The sequence below is a fragment of the Peribacillus sp. NJ4 genome (genome assembly GCF_030348345.1).
GTDB lineage: Bacteria > Bacillota > Bacilli > Bacillales > DSM-1321 > Peribacillus.
Genome location: NZ_JAUCFQ010000001.1, coordinates 2,623,515 through 2,641,820 on the forward strand (window position 1 = coordinate 2,623,515; position 18,306 = coordinate 2,641,820).

Sequence of the window (18,306 nt, forward strand, 5' to 3'; positions counted from 1 at the left end):
ATTTGAACATTTGTCTTGTGAGGATGAGCTTTTTGCTCATCCTTACTAGTTAAAGGAGTGTATGCCGTGCTTGATTTCTCCATTTTAACAGAGAATCTGGATATGTATTTATTAGGCTTTAAAAATACGATCATGTCGAGTTTAATTGCATTGGTAGCGAGTTTGCTCCTTGGTGTGCTTGTTGCTATCATGCGGATTGCCCCGATAAAGCCTCTAAACTGGCTTGGAACCGCCTATGTTGAGTTCATTCGGAACATACCGTTATTGATTATTACCTTTTTCTTCTTTCTGGGCCTTAAACTAAGTGGACTATACGCAGGAACATTAGCCCTGACCATTTACACTTCATCTTTCATAGCTGAGGCAATTCGGGCAGGCATTCTTTCCGTGCCAAAGGGTCAAATGGAAGCTGCCCGTTCTTCAGGACTGACATATGGGCAGGCAATGAGGCTCGTCATATTGCCACAGGCAGTTAAAATAGTCATTCCTCCTCTAGGAAACCAATTTATCAATCTAGTTAAGAATTCTTCCATTTTAGCCGTCGTTGCAGGACTAGATCTCATGTACCATGGGGATTTGATTTCTTCAAGAACATTTGTCGTGTTTGATGTATACATTTTCGTTGCAGCGTTTTACTTAATTCTTACCATTCCTTTAAGTCTTGGCGTTGGTTATTTGGAAAAACGTCTGGCAAAGAGTAATTGAGGGAGGTATAAGATATGGATTTTGCAGGTGCCTATACACCGGATAATCTTAAGTTTTTATTAGAGGGATTTTGGGTAACGCTCCAGGTAGCTTTTATATCCATTATTCTAAGTTTCATCATTGGCGGGCTTGTGGGCATAATCCGTTACGCAAAGGTACCGGTGCTATCTCAAATATTAGCCATGATTGTAGAAACGGTACGTAATTTACCGTTGTTATTAATTATATTTTTTACGTATTTTGCTTTACCTGAGATACGCATTAAACTGGAAATCATTCCAGCGGCCATCGTTGCCTTGACAATTTTCGAGTCGGCCATGCTATCTGAAGTAATTCGAAGTGGGCTAAAATCCGTAGATAAAGGGCAAATGGAAGCCGCTCGTTCATCAGGCTTGAGTTATACACAGGCATTGATACATATTATTTTGCCCCAAGCGCTGCGCCGCATGGTTCCTCCTATTGTCAGCCAATTCATATCATTATTAAAGGATACTTCATTAGCGGTTGTCATCTCGTTACCGGAGCTAACTCATCATGGTCAAATTATATATGGGCAAAGTCAAAAGTATTTAATACCTATTTTGATCCTGGTGGCGCTCATGTATTTCATTGTAAACTATAGTCTGTCTTTGGTAGCCCAGAGGCTTGAATTGAAACGAACCTAAAAAAAACGACTCAGAAATGAGTCGTTTCAGTTTGTCTGCAATTTTTTTATGGCTTGTGCAATTTGGACCTTGATTGGAACTTAAGGCACTCGCTTTCCGCGGGCGGTCAGGGAGCCTCCTCGGCTTGCGCCTGCTGGGATAATCCCTAGACGGCTTTTCCTAGCAGGATTCTCGAGCCTTCCATTCCAATTTTAAATTGAATACGAATAACCCTAAAGAAACTGAATACAGACAATAGGATTTGCCGGTCTCGGTTTGAAGACAACATAGGGTTCGGAATGGTCTCATCCCGTATAGCTGTCACGATTTTACCGTGGGAATGATTACCATGATTTCAAAACAAGATTTGGTTATACTCCATGATTATTTATTCATTTATATGTGATGAAACGAAGTTTTCGCGACTCCTGCCGAATAACTGGCTGGCCGAAATCCCTCAGATGCTTGCGGAGAGGAGGCTTGGCAGACAGTCGCCGGAAAGGGAACGGATTTCTGAAAACTTTTTTTAACTTCATGCAAACTCAATTTTTTAGAGTTTGTCTACAATCTGAAACGACTCTAAATGAGTCGTTTTTTACATGCATGGATCGGACCAAGTGTATGGAATTCACCGGCAGGAGAGCATGGAATATTAGTGATGAATGAGTAAACAAATAATGAATCTTTTGCTTTTAATGACCGTATATATAAGGAGAAGAGAGAAGGTGGAATATATGTCTGAAATTAAACCAAGCAATAGCAAAGCGATTGTATCATTAATCATGGGGGTATTATCCCTGCTTATTCCATTCATCGGCATCGTATTAGGTATACTAGGTTTAATATTTGCAGCGAAGAGTAAACAAGAAATGAAACTTACTGGTGAAACCGGTAATGGATTGGTGACAGCTGGTAAAGTGTGCAGCATTATTGGAATATTTTTGAATGTTATCGTGATTTTGATTTTCCTAGTGTTTTCTTATTTTGTAGTAAGTACGGACATAACAACTTATTGAATGTAAAAATAAGCTTGACAAACAAAGAAATGTAAATAAACCTATTTTTAATGGAATTTCATGTTATAATTAACTTAAAATCCTAAAAATTGTATGAAGGGATGATATTTTGACCATTCAAATCTTTGAGTATCCAGCTGTATTCTATTATGAAAAACACCCGTTGATTATCGACTCTTTTTCCGTTCAAGTTTGTTTCCCGGATTTTAGGCGAGAAGGAATTATTTCTTCCGTTAGCGGTAGGAATCGGGTAGATGCCTTAGCTTGTGCTCAAGAACTGTTGGAATCCATGGTCGAACATTTTATTCTCGATAAAAAAACAATACCGGATGCGAGTGAAATGGAAAAGGTAAATCTAGATAGGGGAATTAATATATGTGAGGCTGCACCCTTCAGGATTGAAATAGAAAATATCACATATGAAAAATAAAAAAACCTTGCCGGGTAGGGGACAAGGTTTTTATTTTTGATTTCTTGAAGATTAATCAACATTTTGTTACCCTTAAAATCAGATTTATAAGAGTAACTTTCAGTCTAACCATCCAAAAACATTAATATTTTTACATAAGTATATGTTTTTTTGAGAGTAAGGGAAGGCGACATTAATAATTGTAATAAGGCCAGAATACCCCGTCATATCATTTTTTTAACAAAAGCCATCATTGCCTGGAAAAGGAATGATGGCTTTTGTTTCGCTTAAATGTATGGGACCGAGACTTTGTCCTTAAATTTTTATTTATTTTTGGAAAAGGATATTGCGTTCTTTATAACGAATATGTATAGTGTAGGTAACGTAGGTAAAAAGTATCAATAGTTATATATTTTGGAGGTGGATGTGTGAAATATTATATAGCATCAGATGAAAAAAATTTGAAGCAAGTAAGGTCATTGATAAAGAAATTAACTTCAAAAGGATTTACATGTGTGAATGGCGGGAATTTAATTGCGGATGATGAGACTAACCAAATTACGGACGGTATTGGAGAATATGAAAAAAAGGGGATTGAGGAAGCTGATTTTATGCTGATCTTCCTAACTGCAGGTAAAGGTAATCTCTATGAACTTGGATATGCTTTATCGTTAAATAAGAAAATTATTGTGTATTCACCTGAGAAAGACAATTATCATATTAATAAAAAATCAATTTTTCATAATCTGCCTGAGGTAACCATCTGTAGCGGGACATTTTATAAGCTGGTTAAATTGATACATACACTTTCACCTGAAGGATCGGAAAAAAATGATTCACTTCCCCTTAAATAAATGTCAAATGTAAATTAAAAGGTACCCTCTAATAAAATATCTTTTGAACGAATTGTTTGATGTATTAAAAATGAGGGTAAAACCATTAAAAAAGGGAGAGGACTGTTTTGGTTTTGGCCATTATTGATATCGACCAATTATTGTTAGCCACTGAAGCGATTGCAGAAGAATCAGTTCCATTCCATCTTGATACATTTGACATTGACCAACTTTTAGATAAAACGGATTTCTGGAATGGTAAGTAAGCATGCCCTTTGAGGATATGCTTTTTTCTGAGTGAAATTAACCTGATTACCGGTATGAACATCATACGAGTAATCAGGCAATGAGGATATGTTAAGGAATTGGAAAAAATTAAAACTTGCGCCCTTTTACGAATCCTAAAATCACAAACATTCCGATTGTGCCGATAACAAAAATTGATTTAATGGATAGTATGAGAAGTTCATCGTACATTTTTATATACCTCCTTATATGTAGTGACAGTGCGATTATGATTAGCTGTTTATATATAAATTATAACATAAAGGCAAAAGTGATGGTGGAAAATTACAGCCGGGATGGGTATTAATGTATGGAGTGTCACAGTTTAAACATAAAAAAAGATATCCACTAATCAGTGGATATCAGTAATGATGATTATTTAAGTCCAAGCGCTTTTTTCGTTTTTGGTCCTACGATCCCATCAGAAGTAAGTTTTTTAGACTTTTGAAATTTCTTTACGGCCATTTCAGTATTTTTTCCAAATGCACCATCTATTCCTTTAGTGCTGTATCCAAGTTTAGTTAATCTTTTTTGTATTTCAATTACTTGGGGCCCCTTACTTCCATTCTTCAGGATAGAGTTGGTAGTATTTACAGGTAAGCTCTCAGATCCGATCACCTTATATCCATTCTTAGCTGCTATGGAAGCAAAAGATTTATTCGAACTGGCAATCAAGACTACAGTGTTCATCCTCACCTTATCGTACAGCCATTGTACATCATCGTTATACATGCGAATACAACCGGCACTTATATATTTCCCAATGGTTTTAGAATCATTATTGCCGTGTATTGCGTACGTATTTCCTGGTGTATTCCGTGCATTTATCCCCATCCATCGTTTACCTAAAGGATTCCTGGGATCTCCGCCTCTAATGTTGCCTTTATAATAGGGACGATTCACTATCTTTGTCACTACCTTGAACTTTCCTTCAGGAGTATAGGAGGGTTTCTTTCCTGTCGCTACGATGAACACCTTCACCAATTTATCATTTTCATAGTAGGCCAGCTGATTATTGGCTTTATTGATGATAATCAGTTGTCTCCCTGCTGCACCCGAAGTATTACTGAACCCAACAAAACAAAAGGCGAATATCAATACAAATACAATTAATTTTTTCATTTTCTTCCCCGTCCCTCATTTAAACAACCTAAATTCACGCATATACTATCCTATGCAAGAAGCGAATCTAGAGTGACAATTTTTTAACCGAAGGGTAAACTAAAAAAGGGAAAGTTAACCTAAATCACTTTTTACTTTTATGCATTCCAAAGAATGATGGGCACTATTTATGGCCATATTACATACAATTATTGAAGTGAAAGCGGAGGTGGGAAAGAATTGTCACGCCTAAAAGTGGAGGACTATCTAGAACAAGGAATCTATGGTCCAAAAGAAATCAAGCCTGGTGAACGAAAGGAGTTTCTGGGCACATTAAGAGAGCGCGTCGTCATCGTCTTAAAAAAAAGCCAAGTCTTTGAACTGAATGTATATCCGGAGATTGAGCAAAAGATGAAGCGGCATCCCCATTCAAATTTGTTTTTAAATGGTCAGATGGACTATCAATATCTAGGGAAATATATTAAATTGGCAATGAGTCATAATATTCCTTACAAAATTGTCCTAAACAAAGATCATGACTCCGATTTGGGTCTAGTACTAGCAGAAAAAAATGCAATAAACAAAGAAGAGATTTATATTGAGAAGCAAAATCATGCCATTAAAGTTATAAAAAAGAAAAGTGTCAAAGCGTTTTTCAAAAGGTGGGTTAAAAAAATATTAAACAAACGTTGATAGAACTATCAACGTTCAGTTTGTCGACAAAACGGGGTTGGGAATGGTCTCAATCCCATTCACGATTTTACCTATTGTTTAATATGGGGATGAAACCCTCAGTAGCTAGATTGAAGAAATTTGTGACACTCCAGCCGAATAACTGGCTAACGAGACACCAATGAAGCTTGCGGCGAGGAGGCTTGGCAGGCATTCGGCGGTAAGGGAGCGGATTTCTAAAAACAACTGGAACGCACATTAAATAAAAAAACTTAAGGCAAACTCGCTTTTCTTCGAGTTTGTCTACAGTCTGAAATGTGATAGAATTATCTTTGTTTTTTTAAAAAAAAGACCCCATGACTTAACCATTCCTGGTTATGCAATCCTCTTCCTTAATTTATAAAACTTCCTAAAGTTTCCAATAATCGTTTTTACTACTGAATAAGTAGGAATAGCTATTAAAATGCCAATGAAACCGTATATTGAGCCTGCAGCTAGCAGCAATAAGATAATGGTCAATGGGTGAATGTTAAGCCGTTTTCCCATAATATTCGGTGTAACCAAGTGCCCCTCGACTTGTTGAACGACGGTAAGGACAATGAGTACTTTCACTGCCAATCCAATGTCTTGCTGTAAGGCAATGAAAAGGGCAGGAATGATGCTTATTAATGGACCGAGAAATGGTACAACTGTAAAAATCATGGCGAGTAAGGCTAATACGAGTGCATAATCGAGACCGATAATCAGGTAGCCAATATACATTAAAGTCCCAATGACGATTGATACGATGAATTGACCGATAATATAAGTTGAAAGGGCTTTATCGACGCCTTTTAAAATCGTGTTTCCCTCTGATTCAACGTCGTTCGGAATATATTTTAAAAGAAATGGCCTTAGTTTATCTCCATCCTTCAAGAAATAAAATAAAATGAATGGTGTTATGACCAACACTGTTAATACACTAGTGATCGTGGAGAAAATAGAATTGACATTCACCAAGAGTTTCTCTGAGTAATCTTTCAAATGTGTAACCGCTTTTTCTTTCAGGTCTTCCATATTAACCATGCCAAAATCATTTTTTTCAATCATGTATTCAGATTCCTTAGAGAATTCCTTGACTTTGCCGGGGAGGTTTTCAGATAATTTTTGAAATTGGTCCACGATTACAGGACTTCCAAAGTAACTTCCCATCCCGATCATACAAAAAATAATCAAAAAGACGATGAATATGCTAACTGTCCTAGGGATAAATTCAGTTAAAAAGTTAACGACGGGCCGTAATAAATAGTATAAAAGCCCAGCCACTATAATAGGGAAAAACATAGCTGCAATGATTTTTTGCAGCGGGAGCAGAACATAATCAATCTTACCTAGTAAAAATATAATTAAAATGATCAAAATTATCGCACATGCATATTTGAAAAACGGTTTATTGATCCACAAGACAATCCCCCCTAATTCCATCTCTTTCTTAATTCCCTTGTTTGGCTGAATGTTAAACTATATAACTTGTTCAGTATGCTGGTAATCGAATTTCTTTTGCTTTTGAAATTCCCATAGCTATATAGCAGCAACCAAACGAAGTTGTTATCCATTAAAAAACGTTCCCGTTATTTTCAGAAATCCGCTCCTTTTCCGCCGACTGTCTGCCAAGCCTCCTCACCGCAAGCGTCTTTGGTGTCTCGGCTAGCCAGTTATTCGGCTGGAGTGTCGCAAATTTCTTCAATCTAGCCCCTGAGGGTCATCCCATATAAAACAATAAAAAATCATGGAATAAAGCCCGCCTACAAGGGTTACACCGCCAACTGCATAATCACAGTTGATGAAATATCACTTCAATTAACTTAACCAGCAAAGATATGGCAGCCACTTTCAAATAGGCTATCAATAAGATATCAGATTCAGTCAATCCCAGTAGATGTCCGAATATATAAACATCAAAAATAGATCTAACCTTAGTGATCGCAAACATGATCCTTAATTGATATTGTTCAATGGAAAATACCCATGTTTTTGTTGGGCACTCCGAGGTTAAAGGGATGATAGTGGAGGGAGCCAAGTAATGAATGGCGGGGTTCTTATCCAGAAGGCTTATGGGGGCTTGGGTGCATGTTCAAATAAAAAGGAAAAAGGCATCATCAAAGTATACTCCGGTAATGGAGGTTTACTTGATGATGCCTTTTTGCAGGTGTTTAAGAAAAAAGCTATTTTAAAATCAGGATATTTTACTTAAAGTATTCGTTAATCCTTGTTTCTGTTCTTTTTGCATTTTTTTAATATCCAAACGCAACCAGATGGAGATGGCGAATGCTATCGCAATTAATGCAGCGAAAACGTAGAACACCGGGATGTAACTGTTCGTACTTTCCCTTATTGCAGTAACCAGCATTGGCCCGCAAACTCCGCCTAGTGACCATGTAGTTAAAAGATAACCATGGATGGCCCCAATTTCCTTAGTTCCAAATAAATCCCCGGCAAATGCAGGGAGATTTGAAAATCCGCCTCCATAACAACTAACGACCAACAAGATGAGTCCTTGGAACAATAGAGTATTTGTAGTCGTTGGAAGTAAAAGGAACGCTCCGATTTGAATGATGAAGAAAATGACGAAAACATTTGGACGTCCAATATAATCTGATGCTGCTGCCCAGCCCAGTCTTCCTCCGCCATTAAAGATTCCCATAATGCCGACTAATGTTGCTGCACCGGCTACAGACAGCCCAACAACGTCTTGAGCCATGGGTGAAGCTACCGAAATCATCATGATCCCTGCACTTGTATTAATCAATTTCATGGACCATAACATCCAGAAGTGTTTAGTTTTAACCGCTTCTTTTGCCGTTAACTGCCTTAGGTCTTTCTTCAGTTCTTTCTTACCGGACTCAATATCTTTCTTCATTCCTTCAGGTAGCCAGTTGGCCTTTGGAGGTGCAATATAGGATGCCCCCAAGAACATCAGTATGAAATAGCCTGCGCCTAAAAGATAATATGTAGTATAAATGCCAACGGATTCCATAAGGCTTGCAGCTACTGGGGCTGTAATGAGGGCTCCGGCACCGAAACCTAATACTGCCATTCCTGTTGCCAATCCCCTGCGATCAGGGAACCATTTGACTAAAGTGGATACTGGTGAAATGTACCCGATCCCCATACCAAGTCCACTTAAAACCCCATATGTCAATAGGTAAAGCGGAAGTGAATCGACCATTACTGCCAAACCGGAACCAGCTTGTCCTAATCCGAATAATACAGCAGCGACCATAGCTGACTTCCTTGGACCATTTTTTTCTACGAATTTACCAAAGAAAGCAGCAGAAGTTCCTGCAAGCGCCATCATTATTGTGAATGCTAACGTTACTTCGGTTTCTGACCACCCCATAGTCTCAACTAATGGTTTTTTGTACACGCTATATGCGTATGCACCACCAATGGAAAGGTGAATGGCGATAGCGGATAAAGCGATTAACCACCTGTTTTTTGTCATGTTGTTACCCCTTTTCATCTAAAATAAGAAAGTTACATGCGTTTTATCTATAATATTTTAATTTGCATGCATTTTATCTATCTTGTGGGATAAGTATATAAGAATATTAATTAGTCGTAAACTGCTAAATTGAATTTTATGAAAATTTCACCTTTATAAACTGTATTATATTAAATTTGGGAATAACGCTAAATTTTATGTAATAGTATAAAAGTGTTTCATTTCTTTAGTTGAGCTTTGTTAAAATACATATATTGCGTCCAGGCGGCTGCGATTAGTAATCGGCTGCACATTTATCCATCTTCTTGGTTAAAGAAGTGGAAATAATTCATTTGATTTGCTTGCATTTGGTTCCATGATGGAAAATATTCAATAATTCTCATTGGCACTATTGTAGATAATTTGTTAAAATAACCTAATATTAAGGATATCAAGAAACCTTACAGAAAAATTCGGAATTGATATTTTTGAGAAATTTGACTAATAATAGGTTCTTTTTTCAGGAATAATAGTATGGAAATAAAAAAAAGTCATTTATTTTAAAAAAATTCCGAAAATTTCGTCTTAAAGGGTTGAACTATGATTCCTTATAGGAGTAAACTAATTAAAGATAGATTTTATGGAAGTGAAATCTTGTAAATTTATTCAACAAGGGGTTTTGGTAATGAAGGAACATGACATGCAAATCACGCTTAGTACAACAAAGAAAGAAAAACCACAAGCGGACCAGCTTGAGTTCGGTAAGCAGTTTACCGATCATATGTTTATAATGGATTACACACAAGGGCAAGGGTGGCATGATCCAAGAATTGTTCCTTATCAACCGCTCGCATTAGAGCCGTCAGCTATGATTTTTCACTATGGTCAATCTGTATTTGAGGGATTAAAAGCATATGCAACACCAGAAGATGAAATTATACTATTCCGTCCGGAAAAGAACTTTCAACGCTTGAATAGTTCAAATAGCCGATTGTGCATACCGGATGTCGACGTTGATTTTGCGTTGAAGGCCTTAAAAACTTTAATTAGCGTTGATAAGGATTGGGTTCCTCAGGCAGAAGGGACCTCCTTATATATCAGGCCATTCATTATAGCTACTGAGCCTTATCTTGGAGTTTCTCCATCAGAGAAATATCAGTTCATCATCATCATGTCACCTGTAGGTTCGTATTATAAAGAAGGCATTCATCCGGTTAAAATAGCAGTGGAGTCAGCTTTCACACGTGCAGTCAATGGTGGTACTGGAGAAGCTAAAACGGGCGGTAATTATGCATCGAGCCTAAAAGCACAAGAAGTATCAGAAAAGCTGGGTTATGCCCAAGTCCTTTGGTTGGACGGAGTAGAGAAAAAGTATATTGAAGAAGTTGGAAGCATGAATGTTTTCTTCAAAATTAATGGTGAAATTATCACACCTGCCTTAAATGGAAGTATCCTTCCGGGTATTACTCGTGATTCCATTATAGAATTGCTGAAACATTGGAATCTTCCCGTTTCGGAAAGACGTATTTCCATGGAGGAAGTCCATGAAGCATATAAATCAGGTCACTTGGAAGAGGCCTTTGGAACGGGTACAGCAGCGGTAATCTCACCAATTGGTGAATTTTTGTGGAATGGTGAAGAAATGATCGTTCAAACCGGGGAAACTGGCGAACTATCTAGAAAGCTTTATGATACACTGACGGGTGTCCAAACAGGTAAAGTTGCAGACGAGTTAAACTGGACCACTAAAGTTGAAGAAAAAGTGACTCAGATATAAAGACAAAAAAAACCTTCTGTGAAGGTTTTTTTTGTCTTTATATAATCATTTTGTTTCTTATGGCAACCGCGACGGCCTCTGTCCGGTGACTCACTCCTAATTTCCTGATTGCAGAAGAAATATGATCTCTGACGGTAAATTCACTAACGTTCATTTTTGGTGCCATTTGCTTTAGTCCTAAGCCATTGGCTAAATGTTGAAGGACCTCCACTTCACGTTTACTTAGCAGGTAAGTGGGAGGAGCGGATTCCAATGGTGAACTGACAGCCAGTTTCAAATAATGGGAAAGCTTCATTAAATCATTCTTGGTAACAGGCTTGTTGGCATGAATGGGGTCAACCAAAACGAAACCGATAACCATGTCATTCAAGATTATCGGAATGATTGCCAATGAAGAGATGGAAAATCTTTTAACGTATTTTGCAGGGATGGAAGATTTCGCATGTTGGATGGTTAAGTATACGGGTTTGTTATGGATGACTGCTTGGTGGATGGGGTATATATTATGAATATTTTCTTTAACATTATGAAATGAAAAAATATCTTCTCTTGTACATGCGCATATTCCTTCACCCATTCCTGTTAAACATGAGTAACTGAATAAAGATGCCCGTTGAAATGAAAAAAAATCCACACAGCCCTTTACGATCATTTGTGATTTATTTTCCATATCTTTTTGATCGGAAATCTTTTTTACATGATTCATCAGGGTTTCCTCAAGCATTCGACTTTTTTCCTCCCTACATTTTCAGTGCTAGGATACATACTACTAATATCTTACAATATAATGAAAATCCTTACAAATTAAAACATTCTATAGGAATTCAAAAGTTTACAGTTCATAAATCAAGGAGGCATTAACATGAAAAGAAAGAATTTAACGACCACCAGCCGGAGTTTTAGAGAAGATACCCTACCATTTAAACTTTATCAAAAGGCAAAGAAATTTGGTATATGGAATCCCCGTGACATAGATTTCAGCCAGGATAAAGAAGATTGGAAGTCATTTAATGATATTGAAAGGGAAGTGTTATTACGGATCATTTCCCTTTTTCAGGGGGGCGAAGAAGCCGTGACTTTGGATTTGCTTCCGCTCATCATGACGATAGCAAAAGAGGGTAGGATCGAAGAAGAAATGTACTTAACGACATTCTTGTTCGAGGAAGCGAAGCATATGGAGTTTTTCCGTTATACATTAGATCAAATTGGTGAAACGGGTGATTTGACGGTATATCACTCAGACACTTATAAATCCATTTTTTATGAGATATTGCCTGAAGCGATGGGGAAACTTTTATCCGATCAATCCCCTGAGGCATTGGCGGAAGCCGCCACTGTATATAACATGTTTACGGAGGGAGTTCTTGCAGAAACTGGATATTTCGGGTTCTATGAGACTCTCGAAGCTAGTAAAATGATGCCTGGTTTATTAAAAGGCGTTGGTCTATTGAAGAAAGATGAATCACGCCATATTGCTTATGGAACTTTCCTTCTGCAGAGAATCATCAGTGAACATCCACATATCTATAACCAAGTTGAAAAGAGGATGGAGGAACTTTCACCACTGGCCTTCAAGTTAAATATGGAGGGTTATGATCTGTTAGGCAATCCATTTGGTAATGACAAACAAGCTGTTCTAGATTTTACCATGAAACAATTATCAGTACGGATGGAGATTTTGGGAAGGGCAAAAGGAAAGGGAGTTGAAGAAATCTATCAAAGTAACGAAAGGGAATATGGGGTTTTGTGAATCGGAAACAAGCTTACGATGTTCCATTTCTGAATGTTGGATATTGAAAAAGGATTTCACCTCATGTATGACATCACGCACTTGAAAGCTGGAAATGAACAATCCTTAAACGTTAATATAGACTAATTTGACTGAGGTGAAACTTTATGAAGGCAAACACTCAATCCAATTTTTGGCTAAGGTCTTCGATTTATAGCGGCCCGAATGCTCGTTCAATCATTCCGGATATATTCAATGGTCTTGGGGCCCAAAGGATTCTACTAGTGAGTGATGTGGGTTTGGAAAAGGCTGGTGTCGTTAAAAAAGTGGTCGAGAGTTTTAAGCTGCCGATCTTAGGCACCAAAGCTGAAATAGTAGGGCAGTTTCTTGGTGTTACACAAGACGCAGCGAGTGAATGTGTAAACGAAGCATTGAAATATGCACGCAAAGTGAATGCCGATGCCATACTAGCCATTGGTGGTGGAAGTGTCATGGATACCGCAAAAGCATTGAAATATGGATTATTTCAAGGAATTACGGATATAAATGATGCGATACCAAGAGGTTATCTGTATGAGGGGTTTCCAAAAGCCCAACCTATGAATATTCCACATATTTCAGTAGCCACAACAGCTGGAACCGGTTCTGAAGTATCCCCGATCGCAGTCATTTATAATGAACATATAAAAGTCAAAATGAATATATACAATGTTTTCTTAAGTTCGGATGTAGCCATTTTAGATCCCGAGTTAACTATCGGACTTCCTCCTGAAATAACGGCGTTTACTGGGGCAGATGCATTGACACATGCAATTGAAGCGATCGTCTCACCTGCAGCGACATCAATAACTGATGCTTATGCATTTCAGGCCATTCGAGTTATTGAAAAAAATTTACCGTGGGCTGTAAAGGACGGAGCCAATATTGAGGCCAGAATGGAAATGTTGCATGGAAGCATGATGGGAATCACTGCATTTTGTAGTGCACTGAATGCGATTCCGGTTCATAACTTTGCGCACGCATTTGGAGCGTTATTCCGTATTCCGCATGGATTGGCCAATGCCGTGTTATTACCTGTTGTCATGGAGTCTATCCCGGAGTTATATCTCCAAAAGGCCCATTTGATAGCCGAAGCCTTTAAAGTCAAAATACACGATGAAGATCCAAAAGGGATCTTAGCGAAAGTGGTAGAAAAGATCCGCGTTTTCCTATCTGATCTTGGGTTGCCCCTTGACTTCAGTGACTATGAAATTAGAGATTCAGACATGGAGGGAATCCTTACTGCAGTAATGAAGGATCCAGCTGCCACTAATTATCCGATGTCGTCGGAATTAATCATGTCAGTGGTTTCAAGAGTTTCACCCGTAAGCATTAATTAATTTCAAAAAAAGCCAGCCAAAAGGTTGGCTTTTTTGTTAAGTCCCAAAATGTATATTCTTTAGCAGGTAGGTAATGATCGCTTCAATGATATGGGACTTAATGAAACAAACGATAACAACTTGGATCGGAGAGGCACCTACTTAATGCCTTTTTCCTAAGTTTTCCTGGGCCATCTTTATAAGTTCCTTGACCATGCCTCCTCCTAACTTTCCGCCAATTTTCCCATTCTGCTTGGATGTGAGCTCACCGTTATAGTCTTTTTTCAGCGGTACGCCAATTTCTTTTGCTACTTCAAACTTTGCCTCTTCAGGATTCTTTGTACCAGCAACTTTGGCTTTTAAATCATCGAGTCCTTTTCGTGCTTCGGGTACGAGAACTCTTCTTCTTCTTGCCATTTTAGCATCACTCCTATTTTTTTCTTAGGTTATCCTAATGGAAAGAAAATGATTAACATGCTGAACGATTGTTTTTGGCTGAATACCATAATTACGTTTTTATTAATGGAAATTGGAATCACCTTGGAACGGGGAACTTATAAAATCTTAAATGAAGAATTATTTAGATAAGATGTACCTGATTACGGTGATTTGCCAGGTCGAAGAAGTTTTAGTTTAAATAAATTCGGGTATCATATATTATCACGATTTAAGGAGAACAATGATGCTAACTGCTAATTCAAGTTTATTAACGAAAGAAGATATGACAAATCCCGATCGAGTGCCCAAATGGCTAATTAAAGAATATCAAACATTCCATAATACAGTGACGGACAAAACATTTCCTTGTTATTTCGGGATGAAAGCTGAAAATAAAGGGGAACTTCGTTATGCTTATATCACACAGGGAGATTGGTCCAATCTCCCTAAAGCAGTGGAAAGTTTTCTTGATTTATTTCAGGAACCACCATATACCAGGCATGGCCTGTTTGTCTTTATGGAGCCTGAATCGATAGAAGGAGATATTGAAATGTACCGTAAAAGGTTTTGGGATATCCTGCAATACCTCCATAAAGCGGATAAAAAACCTTGGCCAATTGAAAAGCCGAAAGATCCTGAGCATTATTTATGGGACTATCATTTTGCAGGGGAACCAATCTTTGTCTTTGGTAATGCACCTGCTTATAAACAGCGTAAAACCCGCGATTTAGGAAATAGCCTTGTTCTTGGATTCCAACCCCGGATGATCTTTGAAGGGTTGGAAGGAACGGAAAAAGGCGGGATCATGTCACGTGAAAAGGTTCGTGAACGAGTGGAGAAGTGGGATAACCTTCCTACACATCCTGATATCAGTCACTTTGGTGATGTAAATCATAATGAATGGAAACAATTTTTCATCGGCGATGATATAGAACCGATAAAGGGTAAGTGTCCATTCCATCACAAAGAGTTAACTTAACCGAGGGCAAATTGCTCTCGGTTTTTTTATTCGCGGCATAATGGAATGCTGGTGGTTATAAAAAATCCAGGAGCAAATTCCTGAAATGTACATTTGAAAATTAAAAACATATTACTTGCCTTATTGGATGTTCAGTCATATAATGTGAAAGTAGAGATTGCAGTTAATTCGAGATATATGGATTAAACATTTATTTCGAAACTGTACTTTTTTCTGACACATACAAAAATTAAATTCTTGGGGGAACTGAAAATGTCTAAAGTATTATTTGTTAAATCAAATGACCGTCCAGCGGATCAAGCTATTAGCGTGAAAATGTATGAAACGTTTTTGAACACATACAAGGAAGCAAATAGTAACGATGAAATAACTGAATTGGATTTATTTAAACTGAACTTACCTTACTATGGAAATACAGCAATTACTGCACTATATAAACGCAGCCAAGGAATGGAATTGACTGAAGAAGAAGTTGAGATTGCTGAAATCGTGCAACAATACTTGAATCAATTCCTTGCTGCCGACAAAGTGGTATTTGCCTTCCCGCTATGGAACTCAACGGTTCCTGCGCCATTGGTAACTTATATTTCTTATCTTGCTCAAGCTGGTACAACTTTCAAATACACAGCTGAAGGCCCTGTAGGCTTGGTTGGAGGTAAGAAAGTGGCTTTGCTTAATGCTCGTGGATCGGATTATGCATTGCCTGGTATGGATGCTGGCGAAATGGCAGAGAGATACGTAACGATGAATTTAAACTTATGGGGCATAACAAACCCAGTAACGGTTGTTATCGAGGGACATAATCAATATCCAGATCGTACACAGGATATCGTTGCAGAAGGATTGGCGAAAGTTGCTGAAACTGCGGCAAAATTCTAATTGATGAAAGAAAAACCAGTATGTATTTTTAACATACTGGTTTTTCTATGCAGATTTTTCTGAAAGTCGATTATAATAAAGGGTAAGCCTATAAGCATGAAAGGAAGTGCCGATAATATGCAAATGTTTAAATCACGTGACGAAATCAAAGAGGAAGAAACATGGAACTTAAAGGATATTTACGAAGATCAGGCTAAATGGGATAAAGATTTTCAAGAAGTACTTAAGATGACAGATAAATTAAAGGCATATGATGGGCATATTCAATCTTCTCAAGATTTGTTCGAGTATTTACGATTAAGTGAGGAACTTGGGTACATTTATAACAAGCTGTATGTATATGCCATGCTGCAAGCCGATTTGGATACAAGGGTTACCTCATCCCAAGCATTACTGGATCGAGCAGCTCGGTTAGGGCAGAAAATGAGTAATGCAACTGCATTTTTCATGCCGTTCCTTTTGGGCCTGGAAGAACAAACATTAAAAGGGTACATAAAAGAGATAGAGGGTTTAAAATATTTTGAAGAAGATCTCCTGGATTCCTATCGCTATAAAGCCCATGTGTTAGCGAAAGAACAAGAAGAGGTCCTTTCTCAAGTAGGCGAAGCCTTTTCAGCACCCCAAAAAACGTTCGGGATGATCAACAATGCTGATATTAAATTTGGGGAAGTTACGAATGAAGACGGCGATAGGGTAGAGCTTACGCGAGGAATGTATTCCAAATTGATTGAAGACGATGATCGCGATAAAAGAAAAGAGGCGTATATCGCCTATTATCAACCATATATACAGTTGAAGAATACCATCGCTTCCACACTTTCTACAGCAATCAAGAATAATGTGAATCTTTCAAAACTAAGAAATTATCCATCTGCCTTGGAAAAGTCCTTATTTGGAGATCAAGTTCCAAAAGAAGTATATGATAATTTGATTATGTCAACTAAACAAAATATCGGCCCCATGCATAAATACATTCATCTAAGAAAAAAATTGCTGGGGGTAGAAGAATTACGTGCTTATGATTTAAGTGTACCATTGGTGGAAGGTGCTAAAGAGGAAATTTCTTATGATGATGGTTTTGCTTTGATGGTGGAAGCACTGAAACCTCTTGGCGAAGAATATATCACAACACTGAAAACCTTTAAGGAAAAAAGATATATCGATGTCAGGGAAACACCTGGAAAACGTTCAGGCGCTTATAATTTAGGACTTTATGGTGTTCATCCGTTCATCTTATTAAATCACCGTGATGATTTAGACAGTGTTTTTACACTTGCCCATGAATCTGGACATGGCATGCATTCTTACTATAGCTCAAAATATCAACCGCAAATAAGTGCAGGATATTCCATTTTTGTTGCTGAGGTTGCATCCACTGTGAATGAAATCCTGCTGATCCGACATTTGATTAAGACAACAAAAGACGTGCAAAAGAAAAAACACTTACTTAACCATTTCATAGATAGTTTTAAAGGAACGTTCTTCACACAGGTGATGTTTGCGGAATTTGAAAAGATTGTACATGAAAAAGCTGAAAATGATGAACCTCTAAATGCCGAGGTTTTTAATACAGCTTATGAATCGATATTCCGAGCTTATAATGGAGATGAAATAATTTTCGATGAAGAAGTGAAGTATGGGTGGTCACGCATTCCACACTTCTATCGTCCGTTTTACGTCTACAAATATGCAACTGGTTACGTTTCAGCTATTACGATCGCAGATAAGATCATTTCCGGGGACCAAAAAACACTTGAAAGTTATTTGACGTTCTTGAAAAGCGGGAGTTCCGATTTCCCATTGGAGTTGCTTAAGAAAACAGGCGTAGATTTAACTAAACCTGATCCAATCGAAAATGCAATGAGGATTTTCAGTGATCTGGTTGATGAATTCACTGAGTTATCAGAGGGCTAATCTAAACCATTTCTTCCAAAAGAGCCCATGGTATGATGTTATAAAAAATGCTATAGTTAAACTATTGGCGTAGGAAAGGCCCAATCTTTTGATTGGGCCTTATT

The 18,306-nt window shown here is 37.8% G+C and carries 20 protein-coding genes; 14 read left to right on the top strand and 6 right to left on the bottom strand.

Going from position 1 to position 18,306, the window contains the following annotated elements:
* The first annotated feature begins 66 nt into the window (after nt 1–66).
* The 6 genes from QUF94_RS13130 (at nt 67) to QUF94_RS13155 (ending at nt 3,873) form a co-directional block, all read left to right on the top strand.
* Nucleotides 67–705, top strand: coding sequence for an amino acid ABC transporter permease (locus QUF94_RS13130; RefSeq protein ID WP_289316248.1), 639 nt, complete (start codon nt 67–69; stop codon nt 703–705).
* Nucleotides 706–719: 14 nt separating this feature from the next.
* Complete coding sequence (locus QUF94_RS13135; RefSeq protein ID WP_289316249.1) at nt 720–1,370, top strand: amino acid ABC transporter permease; 651 nt, start codon at nt 720–722, stop codon at nt 1,368–1,370.
* Nucleotides 1,371–2,083: 713 nt separating this feature from the next.
* Nucleotides 2,084–2,365: a DUF4190 domain-containing protein gene (locus QUF94_RS13140; RefSeq protein ID WP_289316250.1), complete on the top strand. Its 282-nt coding sequence runs from the start codon at nt 2,084–2,086 to the stop codon at nt 2,363–2,365.
* A 109-nt stretch (nt 2,366–2,474) separates the two neighbouring features.
* Nucleotides 2,475–2,795: a type II toxin-antitoxin system HicB family antitoxin gene (locus tag QUF94_RS13145; RefSeq protein WP_289316251.1), complete on the top strand. Its 321-nt coding sequence runs from the start codon at nt 2,475–2,477 to the stop codon at nt 2,793–2,795.
* A gap of 386 nt (nt 2,796–3,181) precedes the next feature.
* A complete protein-coding gene (locus QUF94_RS13150) occupies nt 3,182–3,628 on the top strand; it encodes a nucleoside 2-deoxyribosyltransferase (RefSeq protein WP_289318368.1) in 447 nt (148 codons plus the stop codon).
* A gap of 107 nt (nt 3,629–3,735) precedes the next feature.
* Nucleotides 3,736–3,873, top strand: coding sequence for a hypothetical protein (locus QUF94_RS13155; protein WP_289316252.1), 138 nt, complete (start codon nt 3,736–3,738; stop codon nt 3,871–3,873).
* 394 nt (nt 3,874–4,267) lie between these two features.
* Here QUF94_RS13155 and QUF94_RS13160 read toward each other — a convergent pair whose 3' ends face one another.
* Complete coding sequence (locus QUF94_RS13160; RefSeq protein WP_289316253.1) at nt 4,268–5,014, bottom strand: L,D-transpeptidase family protein; 747 nt, start codon at nt 5,012–5,014, stop codon at nt 4,268–4,270.
* A gap of 219 nt (nt 5,015–5,233) precedes the next feature.
* Between QUF94_RS13160 and QUF94_RS13165 the strand changes: the two genes are divergently transcribed.
* Entirely contained in the window at nt 5,234–5,686 is a 453-nt protein-coding gene (locus QUF94_RS13165) for a YueI family protein (protein ID WP_289316254.1), read from the top strand.
* A 354-nt stretch (nt 5,687–6,040) separates the two neighbouring features.
* On the opposite strand, the gene QUF94_RS13170 is transcribed toward QUF94_RS13165, so the two are convergent.
* Both QUF94_RS13170 and QUF94_RS13175 read right to left on the bottom strand, forming a co-directional pair.
* Nucleotides 6,041–7,108, bottom strand: a complete 1,068-nt coding sequence (locus tag QUF94_RS13170) for an AI-2E family transporter (RefSeq protein WP_289316255.1) — start codon at nt 7,106–7,108, stop codon at nt 6,041–6,043.
* 370 nt (nt 7,109–7,478) lie between these two features.
* Nucleotides 7,479–7,724 carry a hypothetical protein gene (locus tag QUF94_RS13175; RefSeq protein ID WP_289316256.1) on the bottom strand — a complete coding sequence of 82 codons (246 nt, stop codon included), beginning with the start codon at nt 7,722–7,724 and terminating at the stop codon, nt 7,479–7,481.
* A gap of 3 nt (nt 7,725–7,727) precedes the next feature.
* Here QUF94_RS13175 and QUF94_RS13180 point away from each other — a divergent pair, with 3 nt between their 5' ends.
* On the top strand, nt 7,728–7,898 hold the full coding sequence (locus QUF94_RS13180; RefSeq protein WP_289316257.1) for a hypothetical protein: 171 nt from the start codon (nt 7,728–7,730) through the stop codon (nt 7,896–7,898).
* On the opposite strand, the gene QUF94_RS13185 is transcribed toward QUF94_RS13180, so the two are convergent.
* Complete coding sequence (locus QUF94_RS13185) at nt 7,881–9,149, bottom strand: L-lactate MFS transporter (protein ID WP_289316258.1); 1,269 nt, start codon at nt 9,147–9,149, stop codon at nt 7,881–7,883. The genes QUF94_RS13180 and QUF94_RS13185 overlap by 18 nt on opposite strands.
* A gap of 664 nt (nt 9,150–9,813) precedes the next feature.
* Between QUF94_RS13185 and QUF94_RS13190 the strand changes: the two genes are divergently transcribed.
* The gene (locus QUF94_RS13190) at nt 9,814–10,905 is read left to right on the top strand and encodes a branched-chain amino acid aminotransferase (RefSeq protein WP_289316259.1); all 1,092 of its coding nucleotides are present in this window, start codon (nt 9,814–9,816) and stop codon (nt 10,903–10,905) included.
* Nucleotides 10,906–10,942: 37 nt separating this feature from the next.
* On the opposite strand, the gene QUF94_RS13195 is transcribed toward QUF94_RS13190, so the two are convergent.
* Entirely contained in the window at nt 10,943–11,629 is a 687-nt protein-coding gene (locus QUF94_RS13195; protein ID WP_289316260.1) for a helix-turn-helix transcriptional regulator, read from the bottom strand.
* Nucleotides 11,630–11,767: 138 nt separating this feature from the next.
* Between QUF94_RS13195 and QUF94_RS13200 the strand changes: the two genes are divergently transcribed.
* Together QUF94_RS13200 and QUF94_RS13205 are read left to right on the top strand one after the other, a co-directional pair.
* Nucleotides 11,768–12,655, top strand: a complete 888-nt coding sequence (locus QUF94_RS13200) for a R2-like ligand-binding oxidase (RefSeq protein ID WP_289316261.1) — start codon at nt 11,768–11,770, stop codon at nt 12,653–12,655.
* A gap of 146 nt (nt 12,656–12,801) precedes the next feature.
* A complete protein-coding gene (locus QUF94_RS13205; protein WP_289316262.1) occupies nt 12,802–14,013 on the top strand; it encodes an iron-containing alcohol dehydrogenase in 1,212 nt (403 codons plus the stop codon).
* A 141-nt stretch (nt 14,014–14,154) separates the two neighbouring features.
* Here QUF94_RS13205 and QUF94_RS13210 read toward each other — a convergent pair whose 3' ends face one another.
* On the bottom strand, nt 14,155–14,409 hold the full coding sequence (locus tag QUF94_RS13210; protein WP_289316263.1) for an alpha/beta-type small acid-soluble spore protein: 255 nt from the start codon (nt 14,407–14,409) through the stop codon (nt 14,155–14,157).
* Between the two features lie 265 nt (nt 14,410–14,674).
* Between QUF94_RS13210 and QUF94_RS13215 the strand changes: the two genes are divergently transcribed.
* The 3 genes from QUF94_RS13215 to pepF all read left to right on the top strand — a co-directional run bounded on the left by QUF94_RS13215 (nt 14,675) and on the right by pepF (nt 18,202).
* Entirely contained in the window at nt 14,675–15,409 is a 735-nt protein-coding gene (locus tag QUF94_RS13215; RefSeq protein ID WP_289316264.1) for a YqcI/YcgG family protein, read from the top strand.
* A 252-nt stretch (nt 15,410–15,661) separates the two neighbouring features.
* Nucleotides 15,662–16,288: an FMN-dependent NADH-azoreductase gene (locus QUF94_RS13220; RefSeq protein ID WP_289316265.1), complete on the top strand. Its 627-nt coding sequence runs from the start codon at nt 15,662–15,664 to the stop codon at nt 16,286–16,288.
* Nucleotides 16,289–16,405: 117 nt separating this feature from the next.
* On the top strand, nt 16,406–18,202 hold the full coding sequence (pepF, locus tag QUF94_RS13225; protein WP_289316266.1) for an oligoendopeptidase F: 1,797 nt from the start codon (nt 16,406–16,408) through the stop codon (nt 18,200–18,202).
* Nucleotides 18,203–18,306: the final 104 nt, after the last annotated feature.

Bases quoted from the DNA above. Each gene is read 5' to 3' on its own strand.
- QUF94_RS13135 (WP_289316249.1), top strand. From the start codon at position 720: ATGGATTTTGCAGGTGCCTATACACCGGATAATCTTAAGTTTTTATTA.
- QUF94_RS13140 (WP_289316250.1), top strand. From the start codon at position 2,084: ATGTCTGAAATTAAACCAAGCAATAGCAAAGCGATTGTATCATTAATC.
- QUF94_RS13160 (WP_289316253.1), bottom strand. From the start codon at position 5,014: ATGAAAAAATTAATTGTATTTGTATTGATATTCGCCTTTTGTTTTGTT.
- QUF94_RS13180 (WP_289316257.1), top strand. From the start codon at position 7,728: ATGAATGGCGGGGTTCTTATCCAGAAGGCTTATGGGGGCTTGGGTGCA.
- QUF94_RS13185 (WP_289316258.1), bottom strand. From the start codon at position 9,149: ATGACAAAAAACAGGTGGTTAATCGCTTTATCCGCTATCGCCATTCAC.
- QUF94_RS13190 (WP_289316259.1), top strand. From the start codon at position 9,814: ATGAAGGAACATGACATGCAAATCACGCTTAGTACAACAAAGAAAGAA.
- QUF94_RS13195 (WP_289316260.1), bottom strand. From the start codon at position 11,629: ATGCTTGAGGAAACCCTGATGAATCATGTAAAAAAGATTTCCGATCAA.
- QUF94_RS13200 (WP_289316261.1), top strand. From the start codon at position 11,768: ATGAAAAGAAAGAATTTAACGACCACCAGCCGGAGTTTTAGAGAAGAT.
- QUF94_RS13205 (WP_289316262.1), top strand. From the start codon at position 12,802: ATGAAGGCAAACACTCAATCCAATTTTTGGCTAAGGTCTTCGATTTAT.
- QUF94_RS13210 (WP_289316263.1), bottom strand. From the start codon at position 14,409: ATGGCAAGAAGAAGAAGAGTTCTCGTACCCGAAGCACGAAAAGGACTC.
- QUF94_RS13215 (WP_289316264.1), top strand. From the start codon at position 14,675: ATGCTAACTGCTAATTCAAGTTTATTAACGAAAGAAGATATGACAAAT.
- QUF94_RS13220 (WP_289316265.1), top strand. From the start codon at position 15,662: ATGTCTAAAGTATTATTTGTTAAATCAAATGACCGTCCAGCGGATCAA.
- pepF (WP_289316266.1), top strand. From the start codon at position 16,406: ATGCAAATGTTTAAATCACGTGACGAAATCAAAGAGGAAGAAACATGG.